16 protein-coding genes are annotated in these 19,471 nt (G+C 57.1%); 14 read left to right on the forward strand and 2 right to left on the reverse strand.

Features of this window, described 5'->3' with window-relative positions; all coding sequences use genetic code 11:
• Nucleotides 1–14: 14 nt before the first annotated feature.
• The 7 genes from AC07PU_RS30800 (at nucleotide 15) to AC07PU_RS30830 (ending at nucleotide 7,940) form a co-directional block, all read left to right on the forward strand.
• Nucleotides 15–1,334, forward strand: a complete 1,320-nt coding sequence (locus AC07PU_RS30800; RefSeq protein ID WP_495322076.1) for an NAD(P)/FAD-dependent oxidoreductase — start codon at nucleotides 15–17, stop codon at nucleotides 1,332–1,334.
• A 328-nt stretch (nucleotides 1,335–1,662) separates the two neighbouring features.
• Nucleotides 1,663–3,258 (forward strand): ABC transporter substrate-binding protein, encoded by a 1,596-nt coding sequence (locus AC07PU_RS30805; protein WP_495322077.1) that lies wholly within the window; start codon nucleotides 1,663–1,665, stop codon nucleotides 3,256–3,258.
• Nucleotides 3,259–3,262: 4 nt separating this feature from the next.
• Entirely contained in the window at nucleotides 3,263–4,348 is a 1,086-nt protein-coding gene (locus tag AC07PU_RS30810) for an ABC transporter permease (RefSeq protein ID WP_495322078.1), read from the forward strand.
• A 41-nt stretch (nucleotides 4,349–4,389) separates the two neighbouring features.
• Entirely contained in the window at nucleotides 4,390–5,268 is an 879-nt protein-coding gene (gene nikC, locus AC07PU_RS30815; RefSeq protein WP_495322079.1) for a nickel transporter permease, read from the forward strand.
• Nucleotides 5,265–6,119: an ABC transporter ATP-binding protein gene (locus AC07PU_RS30820; RefSeq protein ID WP_495322080.1), complete on the forward strand. Its 855-nt coding sequence runs from the start codon at nucleotides 5,265–5,267 to the stop codon at nucleotides 6,117–6,119. The genes nikC and AC07PU_RS30820 overlap by 4 nt, the downstream gene beginning before the upstream one ends.
• Entirely contained in the window at nucleotides 6,116–6,919 is an 804-nt protein-coding gene (locus tag AC07PU_RS30825) for an ABC transporter ATP-binding protein (RefSeq protein ID WP_495322081.1), read from the forward strand. Before AC07PU_RS30820 ends, AC07PU_RS30825 begins: the two co-directional genes overlap by 4 nt.
• Nucleotides 6,920–6,935: 16 nt before the next feature.
• Complete coding sequence (locus AC07PU_RS30830) at nucleotides 6,936–7,940, forward strand: dipeptidase (protein WP_495322082.1); 1,005 nt, start codon at nucleotides 6,936–6,938, stop codon at nucleotides 7,938–7,940.
• A 27-nt stretch (nucleotides 7,941–7,967) separates the two neighbouring features.
• Here the strand turns inward: AC07PU_RS30830 and AC07PU_RS30835 are convergent, their stop codons facing one another.
• Together AC07PU_RS30835 and AC07PU_RS30840 are read right to left on the reverse strand one after the other, a co-directional pair.
• Complete coding sequence (locus AC07PU_RS30835; RefSeq protein ID WP_495322083.1) at nucleotides 7,968–8,954, reverse strand: LysR family transcriptional regulator; 987 nt, start codon at nucleotides 8,952–8,954, stop codon at nucleotides 7,968–7,970.
• A gap of 77 nt (nucleotides 8,955–9,031) precedes the next feature.
• Entirely contained in the window at nucleotides 9,032–10,399 is a 1,368-nt protein-coding gene (locus tag AC07PU_RS30840) for an amidohydrolase (protein ID WP_495322084.1), read from the reverse strand.
• A gap of 136 nt (nucleotides 10,400–10,535) precedes the next feature.
• Between AC07PU_RS30840 and AC07PU_RS30845 the strand changes: the two genes are divergently transcribed.
• From AC07PU_RS30845 to AC07PU_RS30875, 7 genes are all read left to right on the forward strand, one after another.
• Nucleotides 10,536–11,528: a LysR family transcriptional regulator gene (locus tag AC07PU_RS30845; protein ID WP_495322085.1), complete on the forward strand. Its 993-nt coding sequence runs from the start codon at nucleotides 10,536–10,538 to the stop codon at nucleotides 11,526–11,528.
• Between the two features lie 637 nt (nucleotides 11,529–12,165).
• Entirely contained in the window at nucleotides 12,166–13,467 is a 1,302-nt protein-coding gene (locus AC07PU_RS30850; protein ID WP_495322086.1) for a porin, read from the forward strand.
• Between the two features lie 199 nt (nucleotides 13,468–13,666).
• Nucleotides 13,667–15,040, forward strand: coding sequence for a 2-oxoadipate dioxygenase/decarboxylase HglS (hglS, locus tag AC07PU_RS30855; RefSeq protein ID WP_495322087.1), 1,374 nt, complete (start codon nucleotides 13,667–13,669; stop codon nucleotides 15,038–15,040).
• Nucleotides 15,037–16,488, forward strand: coding sequence for an FAD-binding oxidoreductase (locus AC07PU_RS30860; RefSeq protein ID WP_495322088.1), 1,452 nt, complete (start codon nucleotides 15,037–15,039; stop codon nucleotides 16,486–16,488). The genes hglS and AC07PU_RS30860 overlap by 4 nt, the downstream gene beginning before the upstream one ends.
• Before the next feature lie 44 nt (nucleotides 16,489–16,532).
• Complete coding sequence (locus AC07PU_RS30865; protein ID WP_495322089.1) at nucleotides 16,533–17,741, forward strand: aminotransferase-like domain-containing protein; 1,209 nt, start codon at nucleotides 16,533–16,535, stop codon at nucleotides 17,739–17,741.
• Between the two features lie 22 nt (nucleotides 17,742–17,763).
• Nucleotides 17,764–18,513 carry an electron transfer flavoprotein subunit beta/FixA family protein gene (locus AC07PU_RS30870; protein ID WP_495322090.1) on the forward strand — a complete coding sequence of 250 codons (750 nt, stop codon included), beginning with the start codon at nucleotides 17,764–17,766 and terminating at the stop codon, nucleotides 18,511–18,513.
• Between the two features lie 14 nt (nucleotides 18,514–18,527).
• Nucleotides 18,528–19,460 (forward strand): electron transfer flavoprotein subunit alpha/FixB family protein, encoded by a 933-nt coding sequence (locus AC07PU_RS30875; RefSeq protein ID WP_495322091.1) that lies wholly within the window; start codon nucleotides 18,528–18,530, stop codon nucleotides 19,458–19,460.
• Nucleotides 19,461–19,471: the final 11 nt, after the last annotated feature.

Genomic DNA, 19,471 nt, shown 5'->3' on the forward strand with positions numbered 1-19,471 from the left:
TTCACGTTGATCTCATGAAGCGAACACCTAAAAATATCAAAGCTAGCCACCCGTCCTACCAGGCACGCTCCGGCTGGAATCAGATGCTTAAGCCGCGGGTAGCACAAACCCGCGCACCATCGGAGCGCAGCTTCGATGTCATCGTAATTGGGGCCGGGTACACCGGCCTTGCAGCCGCGCGCAGGATCGCCGAAATCGAGCCCGAATCGTCGGTACTGGTTATTGACGCCGTGGAGGTAGGGGAGGGGTCTGCCGGACGCAACTCCGGGTTCATGATCAATTTGCCACATAACACGGGCATGTCTGGGCATGGTAGTGAGGCGGAGGCGGCACGCAAGCAGATTCGTCTGTACAACACCGGTCTCGAATGGTTGCGCCAGCTTGTCGTTGACCACCGTATCGACTGTGGCTGGAACCCCGTGGGTAAGTACCATGCGGCCGCCACTCAGGAGGGAGAGCGCCGCCTACGCGAGACCCTCAAGCAGTACAAGGAATGGGGAGTCAAGTACCGCGAGCTGGATCGCAGTGCTCTAGCGACGGAGATCGGCACGGGCTACTATCGCTACGGCTATCACTCGGCAAACAACGTGTTTGTGCAGCCCGCAGCGCTTGTGCGCGGCTTGGCAGACAGCCTACCTGGAAGCGTACAGCTTTGGGAAGGTGAACCAGTCGTCGGGTTGGAAGGGCAGGGGCCTTACACGGTTACTACGGCGACAGCTACGTTGAGAGCGCAGCGCGTAGTAATTGCTAACAATGGCTTTGCTCGCAAACTGGGCTTGGCGCGCGATCGCGTGCTGACGATCTACACCTACGCCGCCTTGACGCCGGTGCTCGGCGGCGCGCAGCTCGACGCTTTCGGTTCTCAAGGGGAGTGGGGCGTGATCCCCGCGAACCGTTTGGGGTCGACACTTCGCCGAACCGGAGAAGGTAGATTCATGGTTCGCAGTGCGTTTTCGTATGAGTCAGAGCAGCCTCTTGACCGCATCCGGGAGCTGCTGACAGATTGCTATCGGCGTCGATTCCCGGGATTGTCCAGCCATAAGTTTGAGTACGTCTGGGGCGGCGTCACAGCGCTCACCCGAAACGGAGCCCTCTATTTCGGTGAGGTCAAGAAAAATATGTACGTGTCCTTGGGGTGCAACGGTGCCGGGGTGCTCAAAGGCAGCATGTTTGGCAAGCTCCTAGGCGAGATGGCATGCGGGCAACGATCTCCCGAGCTTACCGATGCTCTTGGTTTGGAGCGCCCCACGTGGTTGCCTCCGGAGCCGATACGGCGCATCGCTGTGCTATCGGCTATTCAGTACCAAAAGCGCGTGGCCGGCCTCGAGCGGTAAGCGCCAGGCCGCCGTCGGCGACGGCTTCCCAGTCCATGTGAAACGGTTGGGTAGTCTTCGCGCGGTGCCTGGGCTAAAGCGCCGGTGCGCCATGCGCTACGTGTTTTTTTCGTCTGTGGCTCGCCCTCGGGGCGTAGCGGCATCTGGAAGCTTCACAGAATTTGAAGTTTAGTAGCGCATTTACTTATGTAATACGCTGCTCGGGAACTTCGAACTACGATTTTCGTGCTACTCGGTGGAGCGCACGTTTACCTCCATGTGTGTGTAGCGGAGGTGGGGAGTCGTCGCGCATACCTTGCATCCCTTGGCTTGACATCTAGGAAGACTCATGACGTTCAAAAATGCTTGGCCGATCACACAAGCGTTGCTCTTGTGCAGTGCAGCAATTTATCTTCAGCCTTCGATGGCGGCGACCCCCAAGGACACCCTGGTCATCGCATCGACTTTTGACGATATCTTTTCGTTCGACCCAGCGGAGGGCTATGAGACGAACGAGGTCTCAGGCAATACGTATGAGCGCTTGCTGAAGAATGATCCGCACGATCCGTTGAAACTGGTCGCCGACGCAGCACGTTCGTGGTCGGTTTCCGGAGACGGGAAGACGTTCACCTTCGAATTGAAGCCGGACCTGAAATTCGCTTCCGGGAACTCTTTGACGGCAGAAGACGTGGCCTATTCGCTGCAGCGTGCAGTCATCCTGGATAAGGCTCCAGCGTTTATCTTGACGCAGCTTGGATGGTCAAAGGCGAATGTTCGCGACAAGGTGAAATCAGTTGGCCCCCTTACCTTGACGCTGGAAACAGACCGAGTCTACTCGCCGGCATTCGTCTATAACTGTTTGACGGCAAATGTGGCATCGATCGTCGACAAGAAGCTACTTCAGAGCAACGAGAAAGACAGTGACTGGGGATCGGCTTGGTTGAAAACGCGTCATGCAGGCTCAGGCCCTTTCAAGCTGAGAGAGTGGCGGGCGAATGAGATCGTCGCGCTCGAGCGCAACGAAAACTATTCGGCCGGACCGAAGGCCAAGCTTGCGCGTGTGATCTACCGTCACGTCAAGGAGACCACCACCCAGAGGCTGCTATTGGAGAAGGGTGACGTGGATGTTGCGCGAAATCTATCGCCCGGTGATCTTGCCGCTTTGACTGCAAACAAATCGATTGCGACAACGCGCACTGCTAAGGGCGGGTTGATCTACCTGAGCCTCAACCAGAAAAATCCCTACTTGTCGAAACCTGAAGTTCGTGAGGCGTTTAAGTTCCTTGTGGACTATGAGGCGTTGAGTGAGACGATGCTCAAAGGAATTGGTGTCGTCAATCAAAACTTCATTCCGCAGGGAATCTTAGGGGCGAGCGCGGAAAACCCATACCGCCTTGACGTGGAGAAAGCAAAAGCCTTGCTCAATAAGGCGGGTTATTCCAATGGCTTTAAGGTTACCTTTGATGTTCGTTCAATCCAGCCCCTTCAAGGCGTGGCAGAGGCCATTCAACAGTCCGCAAAGCGCGCAGGCATAGAGATCGAGATCGTCCCTGGGGATGGCAAACAGACCGTGACCAAGTACAGGGCACGGGCGCACGACATCTATATCGGTCGCTGGGGAGCGGACTACTGGGATCCACACGCATTCGCTGATGCATTTGCAAGAAACCCCGACAACTCCGAGGCAGCGAAGACGAGGAACCTGGCGTGGCGAACAGGCTGGTTCGACCGAGATATTACTCAAGCAACGGATGCCGCTTTATTGGAGCGCGATCTGGAGAAGCGCAAAGGCCAATATAGGGACCTTCAGGCGAAATTCCGCGCGAGTAGTCCGTTCGTTGTGCTCTATCAGCAGGTGGAAGTCGCGGCATTTCGCACGGAGATCAAGGGCCTCACTATTGGTGCAACGGCGAATTCTACCGACCTGACCTCCATCTCTAAGTAACGTCATGGTTTCACCCGCTTTGGCTCCGCGCTCCCCCCGTGCGTCGACCTCGACGCGAAGGAGGGAGCGCCTGGGGCAAGGAGCTCGTTTGATCGCCAACTTTATTGTGGCGATGGCACTCACTTTCCTCGGTCTATTGGCCGTCACCTTTTTTATAGGTCGCGTCATGCCGATCGATCCTGTGGTGACAGTGGTTGGGGAAAACGCGTCGGCGGAGCTTGTAGAGCGTGTACGCCAGGAAATGGGGCTGAACAAACCGCTAATTGAACAGTTCTACATCTATATCGGCAAAGTTCTCCGGGGCGACTTCGGCACATCGCTGCTGACTTCCAACCCAGTGATGCAGGACATCCGTAGGGCGTTTCCGGCGACTTTTGAGCTGGCTAGCCTGGGGATTCTTATTGGCGCAGGCCTGGGTGTTCCGTTGGGCGTCTGGGCAGCGGTCAAGCGTGGCGGTCTTGTTGATCAAGTGGTCCGAGTGACCGGACTTATCGGGTACTCAGTCCCGGGATTCTGGTTGGGGCTGATGGCATTGGTCGTGTTCTATGCCAAGTTGGGCTGGGCAGGAGGACCAGGAAGAATTGACGTCAGCTATGAGTTTGCGTTCTCACAGACGACGGGACTCATGCTGCTGGATACGGCTATGGCAGGAGAGTGGGAGGCATTTGGCAATGTGCTCTCGCACTTGATTCTTCCAGCGTCTCTCCTAGGCTACTTTTCGCTAGCGTATATCAGTCGGATGACACGCTCCTTCATGCTGAACGAACTCGCGCAGGAATACATCATCGCCGCAAGGGCCAAGGGCCTGTCGGAGACCAGGATCATTTGGCGTCACGCGCTTCGAAATGCAGCGGTGCCACTTATCACTGTGATCGCGCTCTCGTACGCGGGCCTGCTCGAAGGCTCCGTGCTGACTGAAACGGTATTCTCGTGGCCTGGTCTAGGGATGTACATCACCAGTTCGCTTCAGAGCGCAGACATTAATGCCGTTCTGGGCGGAACAGTGGTTATTGGTGCAATTTTTATATCCCTCAATCTTTTCTCCGACCTGCTTTACAAGCTGCTGGACCCGAGGACGCGTGTGCGATGAATAGCTCAGCTCGACCTACAGTTCAGTTGCGCGAGTGGCTGATGTCTGACAAACCCGCATCGCGCAGGCAAGCGCTTCTCGGCAGAATCTACAGTGCGTGTACTGTCTTCGCGCAGAACAAGCTCGCGGTGGTTGGCTTGACAATTGTGCTTGCTTTGGTCGTAGTGGCCGTGTTCGCGAGCATTCTTGCACCTCACTCCCCCTACCTGGGCGATCTGCGAACAACAAGATTGCTGCCGCCATCGGGGCAGTACTGGCTGGGTACTGACGATCAGGGCCGAGACATTCTCTCGCGGCTTATTCATGGATCGCGCATTACCCTCCTAGTGGTTGCGCTTGTGGCCGTACTTGCAGCTCCCATCGGTCTCTTGGTGGGGACCGTCGCAGGTTACGCGGGAGGATGGGTGGATTCCGTTCTGATGCGTATCACCGACATCTTCTTGGCATTCCCGCGGTTGGTGCTAGCCTTGGCCTTCGCAGCCGCCCTAGGGCCGGGCATCGAAAATGCCGTCATCGCGATCGCGATCACTTCCTGGCCTCCCTATGCACGCATTGCTCGTGCAGAGACGCTGACGATCCGCCAAGCGGACTACATAGCGGCTGTTCGACTTTTGGGAGCTTCGCCTTGGCGTATTGTCCTGCGGCATGTCATGCCACTCTGCGTTTCGTCGCTGATCGTTCGCGTGACGTTGGATATGGCAGGGATCATTCTCACGGCTGCCGGATTGGGATTTCTGGGATTGGGAGCTCAACCGCCCATGCCAGAGTGGGGCGCCATGATTGCCAATGGGCGCTTGTACATACTCGATCAATGGTGGGTTGCGGCGGCACCGGGGGCTGCAATTTTTATTGTAAGCCTTGCCTTCAATCTGTTGGGTGATGGACTGCGCGATGCGCTCGATCCGAAGGGAAGCAAATGAAATCGCCAGGCAATGAAGAAAGTTTGCTCTGCGTCGAAAATCTGCGCGTCGCCTTTCCTTCAAGGAGTGGCGAGTACGTCGAGGCGGTGCGTGGTGTGTCCTTCAGACTTGGACGCGAACGTCTAGGGATTGTTGGTGAGTCGGGATCGGGGAAATCACAAACCGGACGAGCCATACTAGGACTGACTCCGCCGCAAGGACGAGTGAGCGCCGAGCGTCTGACTTTCGGTGACATCGATCTCTTGCGGTGTTCTCCTCGACAACGGCGTGCCCTGCGCGGCGGCAGCATCGCGATGGTGTTGCAAGATCCAAAATTCTCAATGAATCCCGTGATGACTGTGGGAGATCAGATCGCTGAAACGCTCCGGTCTCATCAGAGAGTCGGGCGATCGCAGACTCGCGAGCAGGTTTTGAGAGCCCTTGCATCGGTAGGGATCGAGGATCCCGAACGCGTGTACAAGCTCTATCCTAATGAGATGTCCGGCGGAATGGGGCAGCGCGCAATGATCGCAATGATGCTTATTGCGAATCCTTCTGTTTTGATAGCCGATGAGCCGACGTCTGCCTTGGATGTCACCGTTCAACTGCAAGTGTTGTCGGTACTTGACAAACTAGTGGCGCAACGAGGGATGGGGCTGATCTTCGTATCGCACGACCTTCGTCTCGTTTCTTCTTTTTGCGACCGGATCCTCGTCATGTACGCGGGACGAGTTGTGGAGGAACTGTCGGCCGGCGGGCTCGCCCATGCCAAGCACCCTTATACGCGTGGTCTGATGGCTTGTCTGCCGCAGCTAGGAGGTGCCTCGCACCCTCTGACGACCTTGAACCGGCAGCCGGAATGGGCACTATGAAGGATACGCGGAACGCCCGGGCACATAGCCCTCTCGGATTACGTGTTGACGGCCTGCGTGTGTGCTTCGGCGGGTTCGTCGCCGTGCATGACACAGGGTTTGAGGTCGCGCCTGGCGAGAGTTTCGGCATCGTGGGTGAGTCCGGCTCTGGGAAGTCGACCGTCCTGAGAGCTATCTGCGGATTGAATGCGCCGGTCTCAGGCCAAGTTCGCTTAGTCGCGGCGGCTTCTGCAGCCGAAACCATGCCCACGCCAGGTAGCTTGGGATTCCGGCGAAAGGTTCAGATGGTGTTTCAGGATCCTTATGGATCCTTGCACCCGCGGCAAACGGTCGATCGGATTCTGGCCGAGCCATTGGCGATACATCGGGTCTCAGATGCCGAGCAACGCATCGAGAGAGCGCTTGAAGAGGTCGGTTTGGGAAAAGGATTTCGCTTCCGCTATCCGCACCAACTTTCAGGCGGTCAGCGGCAGCGCATCGCCATCGCGCGTGCACTCATCCTAGAGCCGCAAGTCCTACTCTTGGACGAACCAACCTCCGCACTCGATGCCTCTGTGCAAGCTGAGGTGCTGAATCTGTTGGAAGAGCTACGTCGGCTAAGAAGGCTTACCTTCATCATGGTGAGTCACGACCTTGCGGTCGTAACCCATCTGTGCGAGCGACTGATGGTCATGCGGGGCGGCCGGACGGTTGAACTTCTTTCGTCCACTCAGCTTGTTGAACGTCGGGTGGCTCACGACTACACAAAAAGCTTGATCGAGGCCTCCGAGGGCTTTCGTAGGGTTCCCATAGCTGCATAAGGTTGTAAGGCAAAAAATGGACGAAAGATTGACACCTTCTGCACTTCGTGATGTGTATTGGGAAGCGCACACATGTCTACCTCTGCACCCGGAAGCGAGCTTTGAGCCCCTTGATCGTTTGCACGCAGCGGGTGTTCACTATGCATGCGTCAACGTTGGGATGGATATGAACCCCCTAGCGCAGGTTATGGCCGTGATTGCGGGGTACAGGGCAACCATTGAATCCAATCAGCAAAAGTACGTGCTCGTACATTCGCTCGAAGATATCGCCCAGGCGCGGTCTAGCAATCGCCTTGCAATCGCGTTTGATCTTGAGGGATCGATGCCTTTAATGGACGACCCGAATATGGTTAACCTCTACAAGACCTTAGGGGTGCGCCAAATTCATCTTGCTTACAACCGAAATAATTCAGTAGCAGGCGGGTGCCATGATGTGGAGCAGGGCTTGACATCATTGGGATACAAGGTTGTGGCTGCCATCAATCGGGCCGGCATTCTGATGGATTGTGCGCACACTGGGCGACGCTGTAGCCTAGAGATCATGGAGGCTTCAGCCGATCCAGTCGTCTTCAGTCACGCGAATGTGCTGGGTTTGGCCGAACATGGGCGCAACATCAGTGATGAGCAGATCCGGGCATGTGCTGCAACAGGCGGCGTCATCTGCGTGTCTGGGGTATCCGCATTTCTGGGCGCGGAGCCGGATGCGGCATCTATCGCAAGACATGCCGCTTACATTGCTTCGCTGGTCGGACCCGAGCACGTGGGCATCGGGATGGATTACTCCATGCCACAAGCCGGCTTGGTCACTCGTCCTCCGGGTGATTTTGACCCGACATACTGGTGGCCGGCATCGGCGGGATACAAGCGGGATGCGAATGGGAAGTCCTCGAGCCGATTCGCGCCGCCAGAGACGTGGCTGGCGCTGGACGCGGCTCTTCTTCAGCTTGGAATGAGTGCCGCCGAGACCGCCATGGTCATGGGTGAGAACATGTACAGGGTTGCCCAGCGGGTATGGCGCTGAGCTTCGCACGCACAAGGAACGTTCCCGCTAGGTGAAGATCTCTTCTTTCGGAAAGATCGAGGCCGCTGCGAGTTCCTTAGCAAGCGTCCCTCGGACGGTAGAGCGTATGAGATCGCAGACCTGGTGTGGCAGGGTTCCGAGTTCACCTTTTCGCGATGCCAAATAAAAATTGCGGACGAGCGATTCATTCTGACGTCCGTGATGAGTAAAGGCGGTCAGCGGAACGATTCTAATTCCCTTGACGAACTGCCGCGATTGCCAGATGCACAGCGGGGTCGAGAACGCGAAACCCATGCCGGCGGAAACCAAGCTCAGTAGTGGGTCAGTGGCATCTAGTTCACAGGTTCGATCTAGGTCAGCTCCGTGGCGCTGGAGGTAGCCGTCGACTTGTTGCCCAATGAGCGATCGGGCGCTGTAGCGCAGGAATGGAAGCAGCTTGGCAACCGACTGCAAGGAGCCGAGTTTCTCGAGTTCCAAACTTGCCGGAACCACGACGAAGTAGTTCTCCGAGAACAGGTGCGCACGGGCAACTCCGGGGAGAGAGCGATCGCTGGTAGTCACGGCCAAGTCGAGTTGCCGGTTCTCGATCGACGTATCAAGCGTCGCCGCGATACCTGACCACAGGCGTATCTGATGGGACGACCCTGTCAGTGCACGTATGAGCGTTGGCCCTATGGTTGCGGCAAAGGAGTCAACACAGCCGAACCGAACGATCAGTCGCTTGGCACGACTGACTGCACGCACGCTCTCCATCATCTGGTCGGCCTGTGTCAGGAGCCCCTTCGCGTGTTCAAAGAGGCGTTGGCCGGCTGCTGTTGGTTTTGCCGGACGGGTGGCTCTGTCGAGCAAAAGAGTCTGGGTCGCCTCTTCGATCTGCTTGATGCGCAGAGACACGGCCGCCTGAGATACCCCTAGCATTTCGGCTCCTTTGGAGACGCTGCCGGCTTCGATAACTGCGACCCAACTTGCCAGGCAGTCCCAATCTGGCAAGGTCTCCGCGCGAGCTGAGCTCATGATTGTTAATTTCTCTTTCAGCCGTTCAAATGCAGTACAGGGCTATGTTTCAAGCCGGCGGGGAGCGTGGCAAGACTCTACGATTGGGTTGCTCCGAGTTCCTCCCGAACAACACTTAGCCAGTAGGCGATGCCATATGGCAAGGCGTCGTCGTTGAAATCGTAGTTGGGCATATGCAGATGGCCGCCCCCGTCGCCGAGTCTGCGGCCGTTTCCCAGAAACATGAACGCGCCTGGTCGCTTTTGGAGCATCCACGAGAAGTCCTCGCCGGCGGTCATCCTCGCCATCGAGCGGTCGACCTCCCCGACATCTGTAGCGCGCTCGGCCGCTCGAATTGCCAGAGCGGTGGATGCTTCCTCGTTGATCACGGGTGCAGAGCTCCACCAGCACCTCACGCTCGCTGTTGCTCCTGCAAGCGAGGCCTGAGCTTTGGCTATTTCAGTCAAACGCCGCTCAAGGAGTGCCTGAATGGCCGCTGAGAACGCACGCATAGTCCCTCCGATCCGCAGTTCGGAGGGCATGACGTTCAAGGCAGCCGGATTTCCGGCATGGACGTGCCCGACGCTGATGATCGCTGTGTCCGCCGGGGGTACATTGCGTGAGACGATCGACTGTAGGCCCATCACAAACTGCGCCTGCACAAGCGCCAAGTCGGCCGCAAGATGCGGGCTCATCCCTCCATGGCCACCCGAGCCTGAGAAAGTGACCTCCCACCTTCCTGCTGCCGCCATGAATTCGTGTGGTCGAATCCCAAAGCTGCCGACGGGCATCGTCGGGTACGAGTGAAGGCCATAGACTCTGTCGCAGTGAAAGCGCTCGAAGAGCCCATCGTTGATCATGGCATTTGCGCCCCCGCGACCTTCTTCTGCAGGCTGGAAAATCAGATGGACTCTGCCTGCAAAGTCCGGCTCTCGTGCCAACAGTCGCGCGGCACCAAGAAGCATGGCAGTATGACCGTCATGTCCACAAGCATGCATCTTTCCTATGTGGATAGAGGCGTGGGGAAGAGAATTTGCTTCAGTCAGGGCGAGCGCGTCCATATCCGCCCGCAGGCCGATCTGGCGCGTACCTTGATGTCGACCAAAAATTGTGGCGACTAGGCCGAGATGACCGATGCCTGGTACTACGTCGATTCCCCAGGCGCGAAGCTTCGACTGCACCAGTCGAGCTGTCCGCTCCTCCTCCATGCCCAACTCCGGGTTCGCATGAATATCTCTTCGGATCTCGATGATGTCGTCGATGTCCGTGCGAGCAAATTCGAGCAAAGAGCGCCGTTGTACAGTCATTCGTGTCGTGTATTGCAGGTTTTTTACTAGCCCAGCGGTCCTCTGCGACATCGATAGTCGATGAGTATGGCGTCGATGGCCAGCTACCATCGCGGCGTAAAGCACGATAGTTAGGCATCCGCAGATTAGAAGGATTGCCGCGAACACGAGATAGCTCAAGATGAACTGATCCTGAGCATTAGTTTGACTGAAGCTAGCGGCTAAAAGTGGTGCGAGAGGCAGCATGCGATAAGAAGCTATGCCCTCCCGCACTAACGTCAATGCACCTTTCGGCGCTCCCAAGGGCCATCGGTCCTTGCCAGATCTCAAAGCTCTGGAGACCTTTCTTGCCGTTTATGAGTTTGGATCGATGGCACGCGCCGCGCGAAAGATCGGAATTTCACAGAGCGCGATAAGTCAGATAGTCAAATCGCTTGAGACGGAGCTGGGCGCTCGGCTCTTTGATCGCGAGATGAGGCCAGCACAGTTCACTCGTGCCGGGAGAGAGCTGTTAGAGCTGTCTGGTTCCCTGCTCCAAGATGCACGGCTTCTCGTAGAGCGGGTGCGCTTGACTTCGAGCGAGGATCTTGGCCGAGTTCGCCTCGGGTGCGTGGACGCGCTGGCGACGGCACTAGGTCCGGCGCTTATCAAGGGGTTGAGTAGCAATTCGTATGACTTGCAGTTCTCGTCTGGACGCACGTCCAGCTTGTACGCACAGCTTCAGGCCTGCGATATTGACTTGGTAATCTGCGATGAAGCGCCACTTGAAGAGTTGGACTCTTCTCGGGAACTGCTGTTCGGCGAAAGCTGGGTCGCTGTCTTTCCGCGGTCGATGAATGTCTCCTCAATGACGAGCGCCTTCGACCTGAAGGAGCGGGTGGACTGTCAGCTCCCACTCATTCGCTATAGCCAGTCGTCTGATATTGGGAAGGCCATTGAGCAGTTCCTCTCTCACCTTGGGATCGAAGCCGCGCGCCGCTTTCATTTTGAGGCTACTGATCCGGTGCTGAGTCTTGTTGCAGCCGGAGTCGGATGGGCGGTGACAACACCTCTTCGTTTATGGCAATCACGAAGCTGGCTGCAGGCGCTGCAGATCTTGCCGATTCCACCCTCACGTCTGGGTTGGCATAACTATCTGATGCTCAGTAGAGGGAGTGCCTACGCGGCGATGGCGGGCGATGTCAAAAAAGTCGTTCATGCGACCTTGAGGGATACGGTTGTCCCAAGGGCTTGCTCAGAGATTGTGAGTATCTCTGACGCAAGCTTTTTCATACCCGATGTCTCCTGTTCGCCGGCGCGCAGCGACTAGGCGGGGGCTTCGGTCGGGCTCGGTCCAAAACGGTCGAAGTACCGTGCCGATCAAAGAGAGCATTCTCCATGCTGGCGTGCTCGCACTAGGCGATTTCATGCCTTCCGCGCGGGCACTCTCAGGTTTGGAGAGGTCATCGCTTCTCGTAATGTGGGAAGAGATTGCATTGCCCAAGCATATACAAATATCAAGTGAGCGTGATGTTGCAGTTTGGCGGAAAACGTTAAGTCAGACTTAGCAAGCGGGTCTTGAATGGTCCGTTGGAGTCCGTGCAAAGCAGTTTTTCTGCTGGTGGGTGCCTTGGCTCTTATCGCGACGAGAACATGCGCGATTCGAAACAGTGCTCAATCCGTTGATCGATGCGGTCCAGGGTCGAATCTGCTGCGAAATATGCAAGCAGGTAACCGTACTTGGCCTTTATTGATGTGTCTCGAGGCGGATTTCGGCTCTTCAACTTTCTGAATCTACCGTTGCGACTAGTGCGCACCGGGGGTACTTGCGCGCTTGAAGAGGTTTACTGTCTTTTCGATTTCGCAGGTTGGAGCAACGGCATCCGCTCGGTTGGAAGGGTGCGGGCTGATTCCGTTGCAGTTCTGTCGACTGTGATTTCCCACTGTTTACCACCATGGAGTCTGGGATGAAAAAAACTGCGAGTCTGCTTTCTTTGATGGGGATAGCAATATCTGCATCGGCCCAATCGTCGATCACCATTTCCGGGATCATCGATACCGCGATCAGCCACTATGAAGTTGAAAGCGCATTTGTGCCGAGGACGCTGAGCGACTACTTCTATTCGGGTAGCCGTACGACCAAGCAAAGTAGAAATGTGCTCGCATCGGGCGGCTATAGCACCAGTCGTCTTGCGTTTCGAGGTACTGAGGATCTCGGAGGAGGATTGGCTGCGGGGTTCTGGCTGGAATCGGCGCTGGCAACCGATAGCGGCAACTCAGGCGTGACCTTCTTGCGACGGTCTACTGTTAGCTTGTACGGAGACTTCGGCGAGATCCGTTTGGGCCGTCACTTCGTCCCGACCTACTTTAGCGATTACATCTTCGACCCGTGGGGGAACAGCGGTGTCGCGGCGAGCGCAGTCTACGCCGTTCGTGCGAACCTGCAGACTGTGCGCGCGGGTATCACGCCAGTCGCCCAGGCTGGTCTTCGATCGCTGGGTGGTAGCACTCAGGGGGCTGGTTTGGGTGCTGCCGCTTCTGACGGGGCACTTCGGGCGAGCGACAGTATTGGGTACTTCCTTCCGAGCAACTTAGGTGGCTTCTACGGACACTTCATGTATGCGCTGCCAGAAGCTGTTTCGTTGGACAACACTTTCACCAGTAAGAGGGGGAAGTATGTCGGAAGTCGGTTCGGCTGGGCCGGTGGTCCAGCCGATATTGCTGTGTCCTATGGGGTCAGCACCACTTCCAACAGCCTGACGTTTACTGAAAAGCTTAAGACGTTCAACCTTGGGGCTTCGTATGATTTTGGAGTCGTCAAGCTTATGGGAGAACTCTCGCGGACGACCGATGATACAAGTTCGGTTACTGCATCCCCACTGACCTCGGGTCAACGCAGCGATCGCTACGACGGCCTGTTGATTGGGGCCAACGTTCCGATCGGTCCAGGCATGATTAAAGCGTCGTTCTCACGCGTTAAGTATCGTCGTGATCCGAATGCGTTGGTGGCGTTGAACACGATCGATAGTCGCGGAGATGCTTCAGTAAACAAGCTCGCCCTCGGCTATGTTCACTATCTTTCCAAGCGCACGCTTCTGTACGCAACCGTCGCGCGTGTGAATATGAAAGATGCTCAGAATAACCCGGCCGTGATGGGTGTAGCGGTGACGAACTCTCCGTTCCAGTTCAGTGGTCAGGGATCGATCTCGTCGCCTTGGGCGCCGCGAAGGTCTACGGGTTACGAGTTCGGCATCAGCCACTCCTTCTAAGCGATGACCTCGCCGAGTCTCTCAAGCTTGGCGGGAAAGACGTTGAGCGTTTTGCGAACAATGTCCATCGCAAAGATCCTTTGACCCGTGAATGCGTGTATTAGGACAATACACGCATTCACATATTTTTTTGACAGCTAAGAGGATATAGCTCTTGCCGCGAAACTCCCAGTTGAGGCGCGCTGGAGCTGATTGACCCATGACCATGACAGTGCACGTTAGCGCCGACGAAGTTCGGGCTCGTTTCTCCCGCGCCATGTCGGAGATGTATCGCAAGGAGGTACCGCTGTATGGTGCCTTGCAAGACCTAGTTGCCGACGTCAACGCCACCGTCTTGGCGGATGATCCGCAGAAGCGGGCGCGCATGCTGCACGCAGGCGAGCTCGAAAGAATGGATGTCGAGCGGCACGGCGCAATACGCCTGGGCACAGCTGCTGAACTGTCTAATATGCGCAGGATCTTCGCAGTCATGGGCATGTTGCCGGTTGGCTACTATGACCTTTCTGTTGCAGGTGTGCCGGTGCATGCAACCGCGTTTCGCCCGATCACGGACGCGTCGCTGTCTTTCAACCCCTTTCGAGTTTTTACATCGCTGCTGCGCTTGGAGCTGATTCCGGATACGCAGCTGCGCGATAAGGCGCGCTCGATTCTCCAGCAGCGCAACATCTTCACCCCCCGTGCGTTGGCACTGATGAGGCGATACGAGGAAGTGCAGGGTCTGACGTCAGAAGAGGCGGATGAGTTCGTGGCCGAGGTTACGCAGACTTTCCGTTGGCATGGGGAGGCCACTGTTGGTGCGCAAACTTACAAGGAACTGCTCGACGCGCATCGACTCGTTGCCGACGTCGTCAGTTTTAGTGGTCCTCATATCAATCACCTAACGCCACGTACGATGGACATCGACGCTGCGCAGCGCGAAATGCTGGATCGAGGCATCGATGCAAAGTCGGTGATCGAGGGGCCGCCTCCGCGCAAGCACGCGATCTTGCTGCGGCAAACGAGCTTTAAGGCACTAGAGGAGGGGGTGAAGTTTCTCGGTGACGGTAGCGCCGGGACGCATACTGCGCGCTTTGGTGAGATCGAGCAGCGCGGGATGGCCTTGACAAGAAAGGGCCGAAATCTCTATGACAGTTTGCTCCTGCAAGCCAGGCAGACGCGGCCGGAAGATGCAAGTTATATCCAGCATCTCTCGAGCGTGTTCGCCGCGTTTCCTGACGACTTGAATCAGCTTCGTAAGGAGGGGTTGGCATTCTTCCGCTATAGCTTGACAGATCTGGGCCGGCAGCTTCCGCTGGCGGATGTTAAGACTGCTTCGATCGATGAGATGGTTGATCGAGGCTTGGTTGCCGCGACCCCGATCACCTACGAAGATTTTCTGCCGGTGAGTGCTGCCGGAATCTTTCAATCGAATCTCGGAGGGGACGAACAGCGCGTCTATGAGGCAAATGAAGCCAAGGAGATCTTTGAGCGCGATCTAGGAGATTCAGTTCTCGACGAATTTTCGCTCTATGACGCGGCCCAGCAACGTTCGATCCAGGCGATTCGGGATCAGGTTAGTAGTGCGTCAGCATGAGCTCGGCAGATTTCTCTGCGGGCTCGGCGCCCGATAACCTAGTGCTTCAGCTTGAGGCGATCGTTGGTCCTCAGGGGATGGTGGACTTGGCGCAGGCGCAAGCCTATCTCAATGGGGCCCGATACGGGAAAGGAGAAGCCTTGTGCGTTGTGCGGCCGGCGTCGACTTCGGAGGTTGAGGCCATTGTCAGGCTGTGTTCGAAGAACGGCGTGCCGATCGTGATTCAGGGGGCGAACACTGGTCTCGTGGGTAGTAGCACACCCGGGATTTCGGGAAATCAAGTGGTGTTGTCCACCGGCCGGTTGCGTAGTACATGCAATGTAGACGTCGGCAACCGCAGCGTTACGGTCGGGGCAGGAGTTTTGCTGCATGAGCTCAACGACGCGTTGCAGCCTCATGATCTTTGGTTTCCGATCGATCTGGGCGCCGATCCCACCATCGGAGGAATGGTTAGCGCTAATACCGGTGGAACTCGTCTGATTCGCTACGGTGATGTGCGTCACAACCTCTTGTCCGTTGAGGTTGTGCTCTTTGACCCGCCTGGGGAGAGGGTCCGCTTCGGTAGGGCCCTTCGTAAGGACAACACCGGATTCGATCTCAAGCAATTGTTTGTGGGGACCTCGGGCGCATCGGGTGTGGTGACGGAAGTAAGTTTGGAGGTCCATCCGCGGCCCAAGCAGTCTGCAACAGCGTTGATCGCCCCGGTCTCGGGGGATTCAGTGTTGCCGATTCTGAATGCTTTGGAAGCTCAACTAGGCGATTTCCTCTCAGCGTTTGAAGGCATATCTCGAGAAGCAATTCGTGCGGCGGTGGAGCATGTACCGAATCTGCGCAGTCCTTTCGAGAGTGGCGCCCTGCCCGAGTTTGCTCTTCTGGTCGAGCTGGAGTCGAGTGTTTCGTCGCAGCGCATGGGGGTAGAGCTTCAGGATCTGCTAAATGCGTTTCTCGAGGAGCATTTCGGTTCATTGATATCGGACGCAGTACTTGGAAAATCCGAAGATCTTTGGCGCCTACGTCACAGCATCAGTGAAGGCGCGAGCAAGTTGGGAAAAGTAATTGCCTTTGACGTTTCGGTTCCACGGTCGCAGATCATGAATTTCAGGGAAGCCGCCGCAGAATTGGTGCGAAAGGATTTCTCTTACCTGATCGTCGTGGACTTCGGCCATATTGCAGATGGAGGAATTCACTTCAATGTTGTCTGGCCTACGGCGGCGCCACAAGCCTATGACCAAGTCGAGGTACTGAAACTAAGAGACGCCGTCTACGAGTTGGCCGTTCGGCAATTTGATGGCAGCTTCAGTGCCGAACACGGTATTGGGCCACATAACTTGCGCTACTACGATCTGCACACGAGCACACGCTCGAAAGCCTTGTCGCTGGGCATCAAGCGATTGCTTGACCCTCAAGGCCTATGCGGAGTGGTTGATTTTGCAGACGCTCGCTTGTAGGACCGATTCATTCTGGACTTCCAGGCTGTGTACTTGATCATCCCATGAACAGTGTAAATTTTTCACCCAGTTTCGTGCATCCTGCGGGCTCGCCGATCCGAGAGCTGTTTCCTTACCTGAGCCGAGAAGGAATGATTTCTTTCGCGGGGGGGTATCCATCGCCAAGCTTATTGGATGCTGAAGGCTTGGAGGAGGCGAGCAGGCGCGCATTTACAGGTGGCGCGAAGATGCTTCAGTATGGTGCTACCGAAGGTTCGCTCCAGTTGCGCGAAGCGCTAGCAAGGCTATGTGAGACGCGCGGCATCTCGTGTGATCCTGGGGAAGTACTTGTAACTACAGGGTCGCAGCAAGCGTTCGATTTACTAATTCGCGTTTTTGTATCATCGGGGGATTGTGTTTATGTGGAGTCGCCTACATACCCCGCAGTCATTCAAACGCTCCGCTTGATAGAGGCGGAGATTACGTCTGTCCCGGTGGATCGATCGGGATTAGATCTGGATAAGTTGGAGGGGATGTTGATCGCAACTCCGCTTGAACGCCGCCCGAAGCTGCTATATACGGTGCCAACCTTCTCCAACCCGAGTGGTGCATTACTATCCGAAGAGAGACGCAGGAAGCTGGTCGAGTTGGCTATCCGGTATCGATTTCTAGTGATTGAAGATGATCCATATGGAGAATTGAGGTTTGGGGATCGAGCGATTGGAACAGTTTACGAGTTTGGTCGAGAGGCGTTCGGTCCTAGGAATCCGGTCATATATCTCTCCAGCCTGTCTAAGACAGTAGCGCCCGCGTTGCGTATTGGCTGGATGATCGCGGGGCCGGATGTGATGCGCCGTTGCGCGATTGCGAAGCAGACAAGTGATCTGTGTACTTCACCAATTTCACAGCTGATTGCCGCTGAATATTTAGACCTCGGTCGCTATGCTCCTACGGTAGGAGCAGCTTGCGCCGAATATTTGAGTCGAATGACGGCTTTAACCACCGGTCTGTCCGAGAAATTGAATGGCCGCTTTGAATTTTCCTCTCCTCGCGGCGGGATGTTCTTGTGGGCTGTTTTTGATAGTGCGATTGACCCGAAGGCGCTGTTCGCGGCAGCTGTTGATCGTGGAGTGTTATTTGTGCCGGGGTCCGCGTTCTTTGCGGGGCGTCCAGAGCATTCGACAATGAGGCTCTCGTATGCAGCTCCAAGTGTTGATGAAATCAAAGAAGGCGTTGCTAGGCTTGCGTTTGCGGTCGAGCAGGTAAGTGAGTGACTGTTTTTGGGAACGAAGAGCTATGAAGGTGCTAGTGACTGTCAAACGGGTCGTCGACTACAACGTGAAGGTGCGCGTCAAGAGTGACGGCACGGGCGTGGACATCGCCAACGTCAAGATGAGCATGAACCCCTTCGACGAGATCGCCGTCGAAGAGGCCGTGCGCCTGAAGGAAAAGGGCGTGGTGACCGAGGTCATCGCCGTCTCGTGCGGTGACGCCAAGTCGCAGGAAACCCTGCGCACCGCGATGGCCATCGGCGCCGACCGCGGCATCCTGGTCGAGACCTCGGAAGAGCTGCAGCCGCTGGCCGTGGCCAAGCTGCTCAAGGCGCTGGTCGACAAGGAACAGCCGCATCTCATCATCCTCGGCAAGCAAGCGATCGACGACGATGCGAACCAGACCGGCCAGATGCTGGCTGCGCTGGCCGACCTGCCGCAAGCCACCTTCGCGAGCAAGGTCGAAGTCGCCGGTGACAAGGCCAACGTGACCCGTGAAGTCGACGGCGGTCTCGAGACCGTCTCGCTCACGCTGCCGGCCGTCATCACGACCGACCTGCGCCTGAACGAGCCGCGCTACGTCACGTTGCCCAACATCATGAAGGCCAAGAAGAAGCAGCTCGACACCTTCAAGCCCGAGGACCTCGGCGTGGACGTCAAGCCGCGCCTGAAGACCCTGAAGGTCTCGGAACCGCCGAAGCGCGGTGCCGGCATCAAGGTGCCCGACGTGGCGACCCTGGTGGACAAGCTGAAGAACGAAGCCAAAGTGATCTGAGGAAGACAACGAACATGACCGCACTCGTCATTGCTGAACACGACCACGCCAGCATCAAGCCGGCCACCCTCAACACCGTGACCGCCGCGCTCGCCTGCGGTGGCGACGTCCACGTGCTCGTGGCTGGCGCCAATGCGGCCGAAGCCGCCAAGGCCGCTGCCCAGATCGCCGGTGTCACCAAGGTCATCGCAGCCGACAGCGCCAGCCTCGCCGAGAACCTGGCCGAGAACGTCGCGGCGCAAGTCCTCGCGATCGCCGGCAACTACAGCCACATCCTGTTCCCCTCGACCGCCAACGGCAAGAACGTCGCGCCGCGCGTGGCCGCCAAGCTCGATGTCGCGCAGATCAGCGACATCACCAAGGTCGACAGCCCCGACACCTTCGAACGTCCGATCTACGCGGGCAACGCCATCGCCACCGTGCAGAGCAGCGATGCCACCAAGGTGATCACCGTTCGCACCACCGGCTTCGACGCCGCGGCCGCCACGGGTGGCAGCGCAGCGATCGAAACCGCCGAAGGCGTGGCCGACAGCGGCAAGAGCAGCTTCGTGGGCCGCGAAGTCACGAAGAGCGAACGCCCCGAACTGACGGCCGCCAAGATCATCGTCTCGGGGGGCCGCGCCCTGGGCAGCGCCGAGAAGTTCACCGAAGTGATGGCCCCGCTGGCCGACAAGCTCAACGCGGGCCTCGGCGCCAGCCGCGCAGCGGTCGACGCGGGCTATGCGCCGAACGACTGGCAAGTGGGCCAGACCGGCAAGATCGTGGCGCCGCAGCTGTACATCGCCGCGGGCATCTCGGGTGCGATCCAGCATCTGGCCGGCATGAAGGACTCCAAGGTGATCGTGGCGATCAACAAGGACGAGGAAGCGCCGATCTTCTCGGTCGCCGACTACGGCCTCGTGGCCGACCTGTTCACGGCCGTGCCGGAACTGGTGGCTTCCATCTAGCTTATGAAATC

The organism is Variovorax sp. GW821-FHT10D07, from assembly GCF_059415325.1.

Bases quoted from the DNA above. Each gene is read 5' to 3' on its own strand.
- AC07PU_RS30800 (WP_495322076.1), top strand. From the start codon at position 15: ATGAAGCGAACACCTAAAAATATCAAAGCTAGCCACCCGTCCTACCAG.
- AC07PU_RS30805 (WP_495322077.1), top strand. From the start codon at position 1,663: ATGACGTTCAAAAATGCTTGGCCGATCACACAAGCGTTGCTCTTGTGC.
- AC07PU_RS30810 (WP_495322078.1), top strand. From the start codon at position 3,263: ATGGTTTCACCCGCTTTGGCTCCGCGCTCCCCCCGTGCGTCGACCTCG.
- nikC (WP_495322079.1), top strand. From the start codon at position 4,390: ATGTCTGACAAACCCGCATCGCGCAGGCAAGCGCTTCTCGGCAGAATC.
- AC07PU_RS30820 (WP_495322080.1), top strand. From the start codon at position 5,265: ATGAAATCGCCAGGCAATGAAGAAAGTTTGCTCTGCGTCGAAAATCTG.
- AC07PU_RS30825 (WP_495322081.1), top strand. From the start codon at position 6,116: ATGAAGGATACGCGGAACGCCCGGGCACATAGCCCTCTCGGATTACGT.
- AC07PU_RS30830 (WP_495322082.1), top strand. From the start codon at position 6,936: ATGGACGAAAGATTGACACCTTCTGCACTTCGTGATGTGTATTGGGAA.
- AC07PU_RS30835 (WP_495322083.1), bottom strand. From the start codon at position 8,954: ATGAGCTCAGCTCGCGCGGAGACCTTGCCAGATTGGGACTGCCTGGCA.
- AC07PU_RS30850 (WP_495322086.1), top strand. From the start codon at position 12,166: ATGAAAAAAACTGCGAGTCTGCTTTCTTTGATGGGGATAGCAATATCT.
- hglS (WP_495322087.1), top strand. From the start codon at position 13,667: ATGACCATGACAGTGCACGTTAGCGCCGACGAAGTTCGGGCTCGTTTC.
- AC07PU_RS30860 (WP_495322088.1), top strand. From the start codon at position 15,037: ATGAGCTCGGCAGATTTCTCTGCGGGCTCGGCGCCCGATAACCTAGTG.
- AC07PU_RS30865 (WP_495322089.1), top strand. From the start codon at position 16,533: ATGAACAGTGTAAATTTTTCACCCAGTTTCGTGCATCCTGCGGGCTCG.
- AC07PU_RS30870 (WP_495322090.1), top strand. From the start codon at position 17,764: ATGAAGGTGCTAGTGACTGTCAAACGGGTCGTCGACTACAACGTGAAG.
- AC07PU_RS30875 (WP_495322091.1), top strand. From the start codon at position 18,528: ATGACCGCACTCGTCATTGCTGAACACGACCACGCCAGCATCAAGCCG.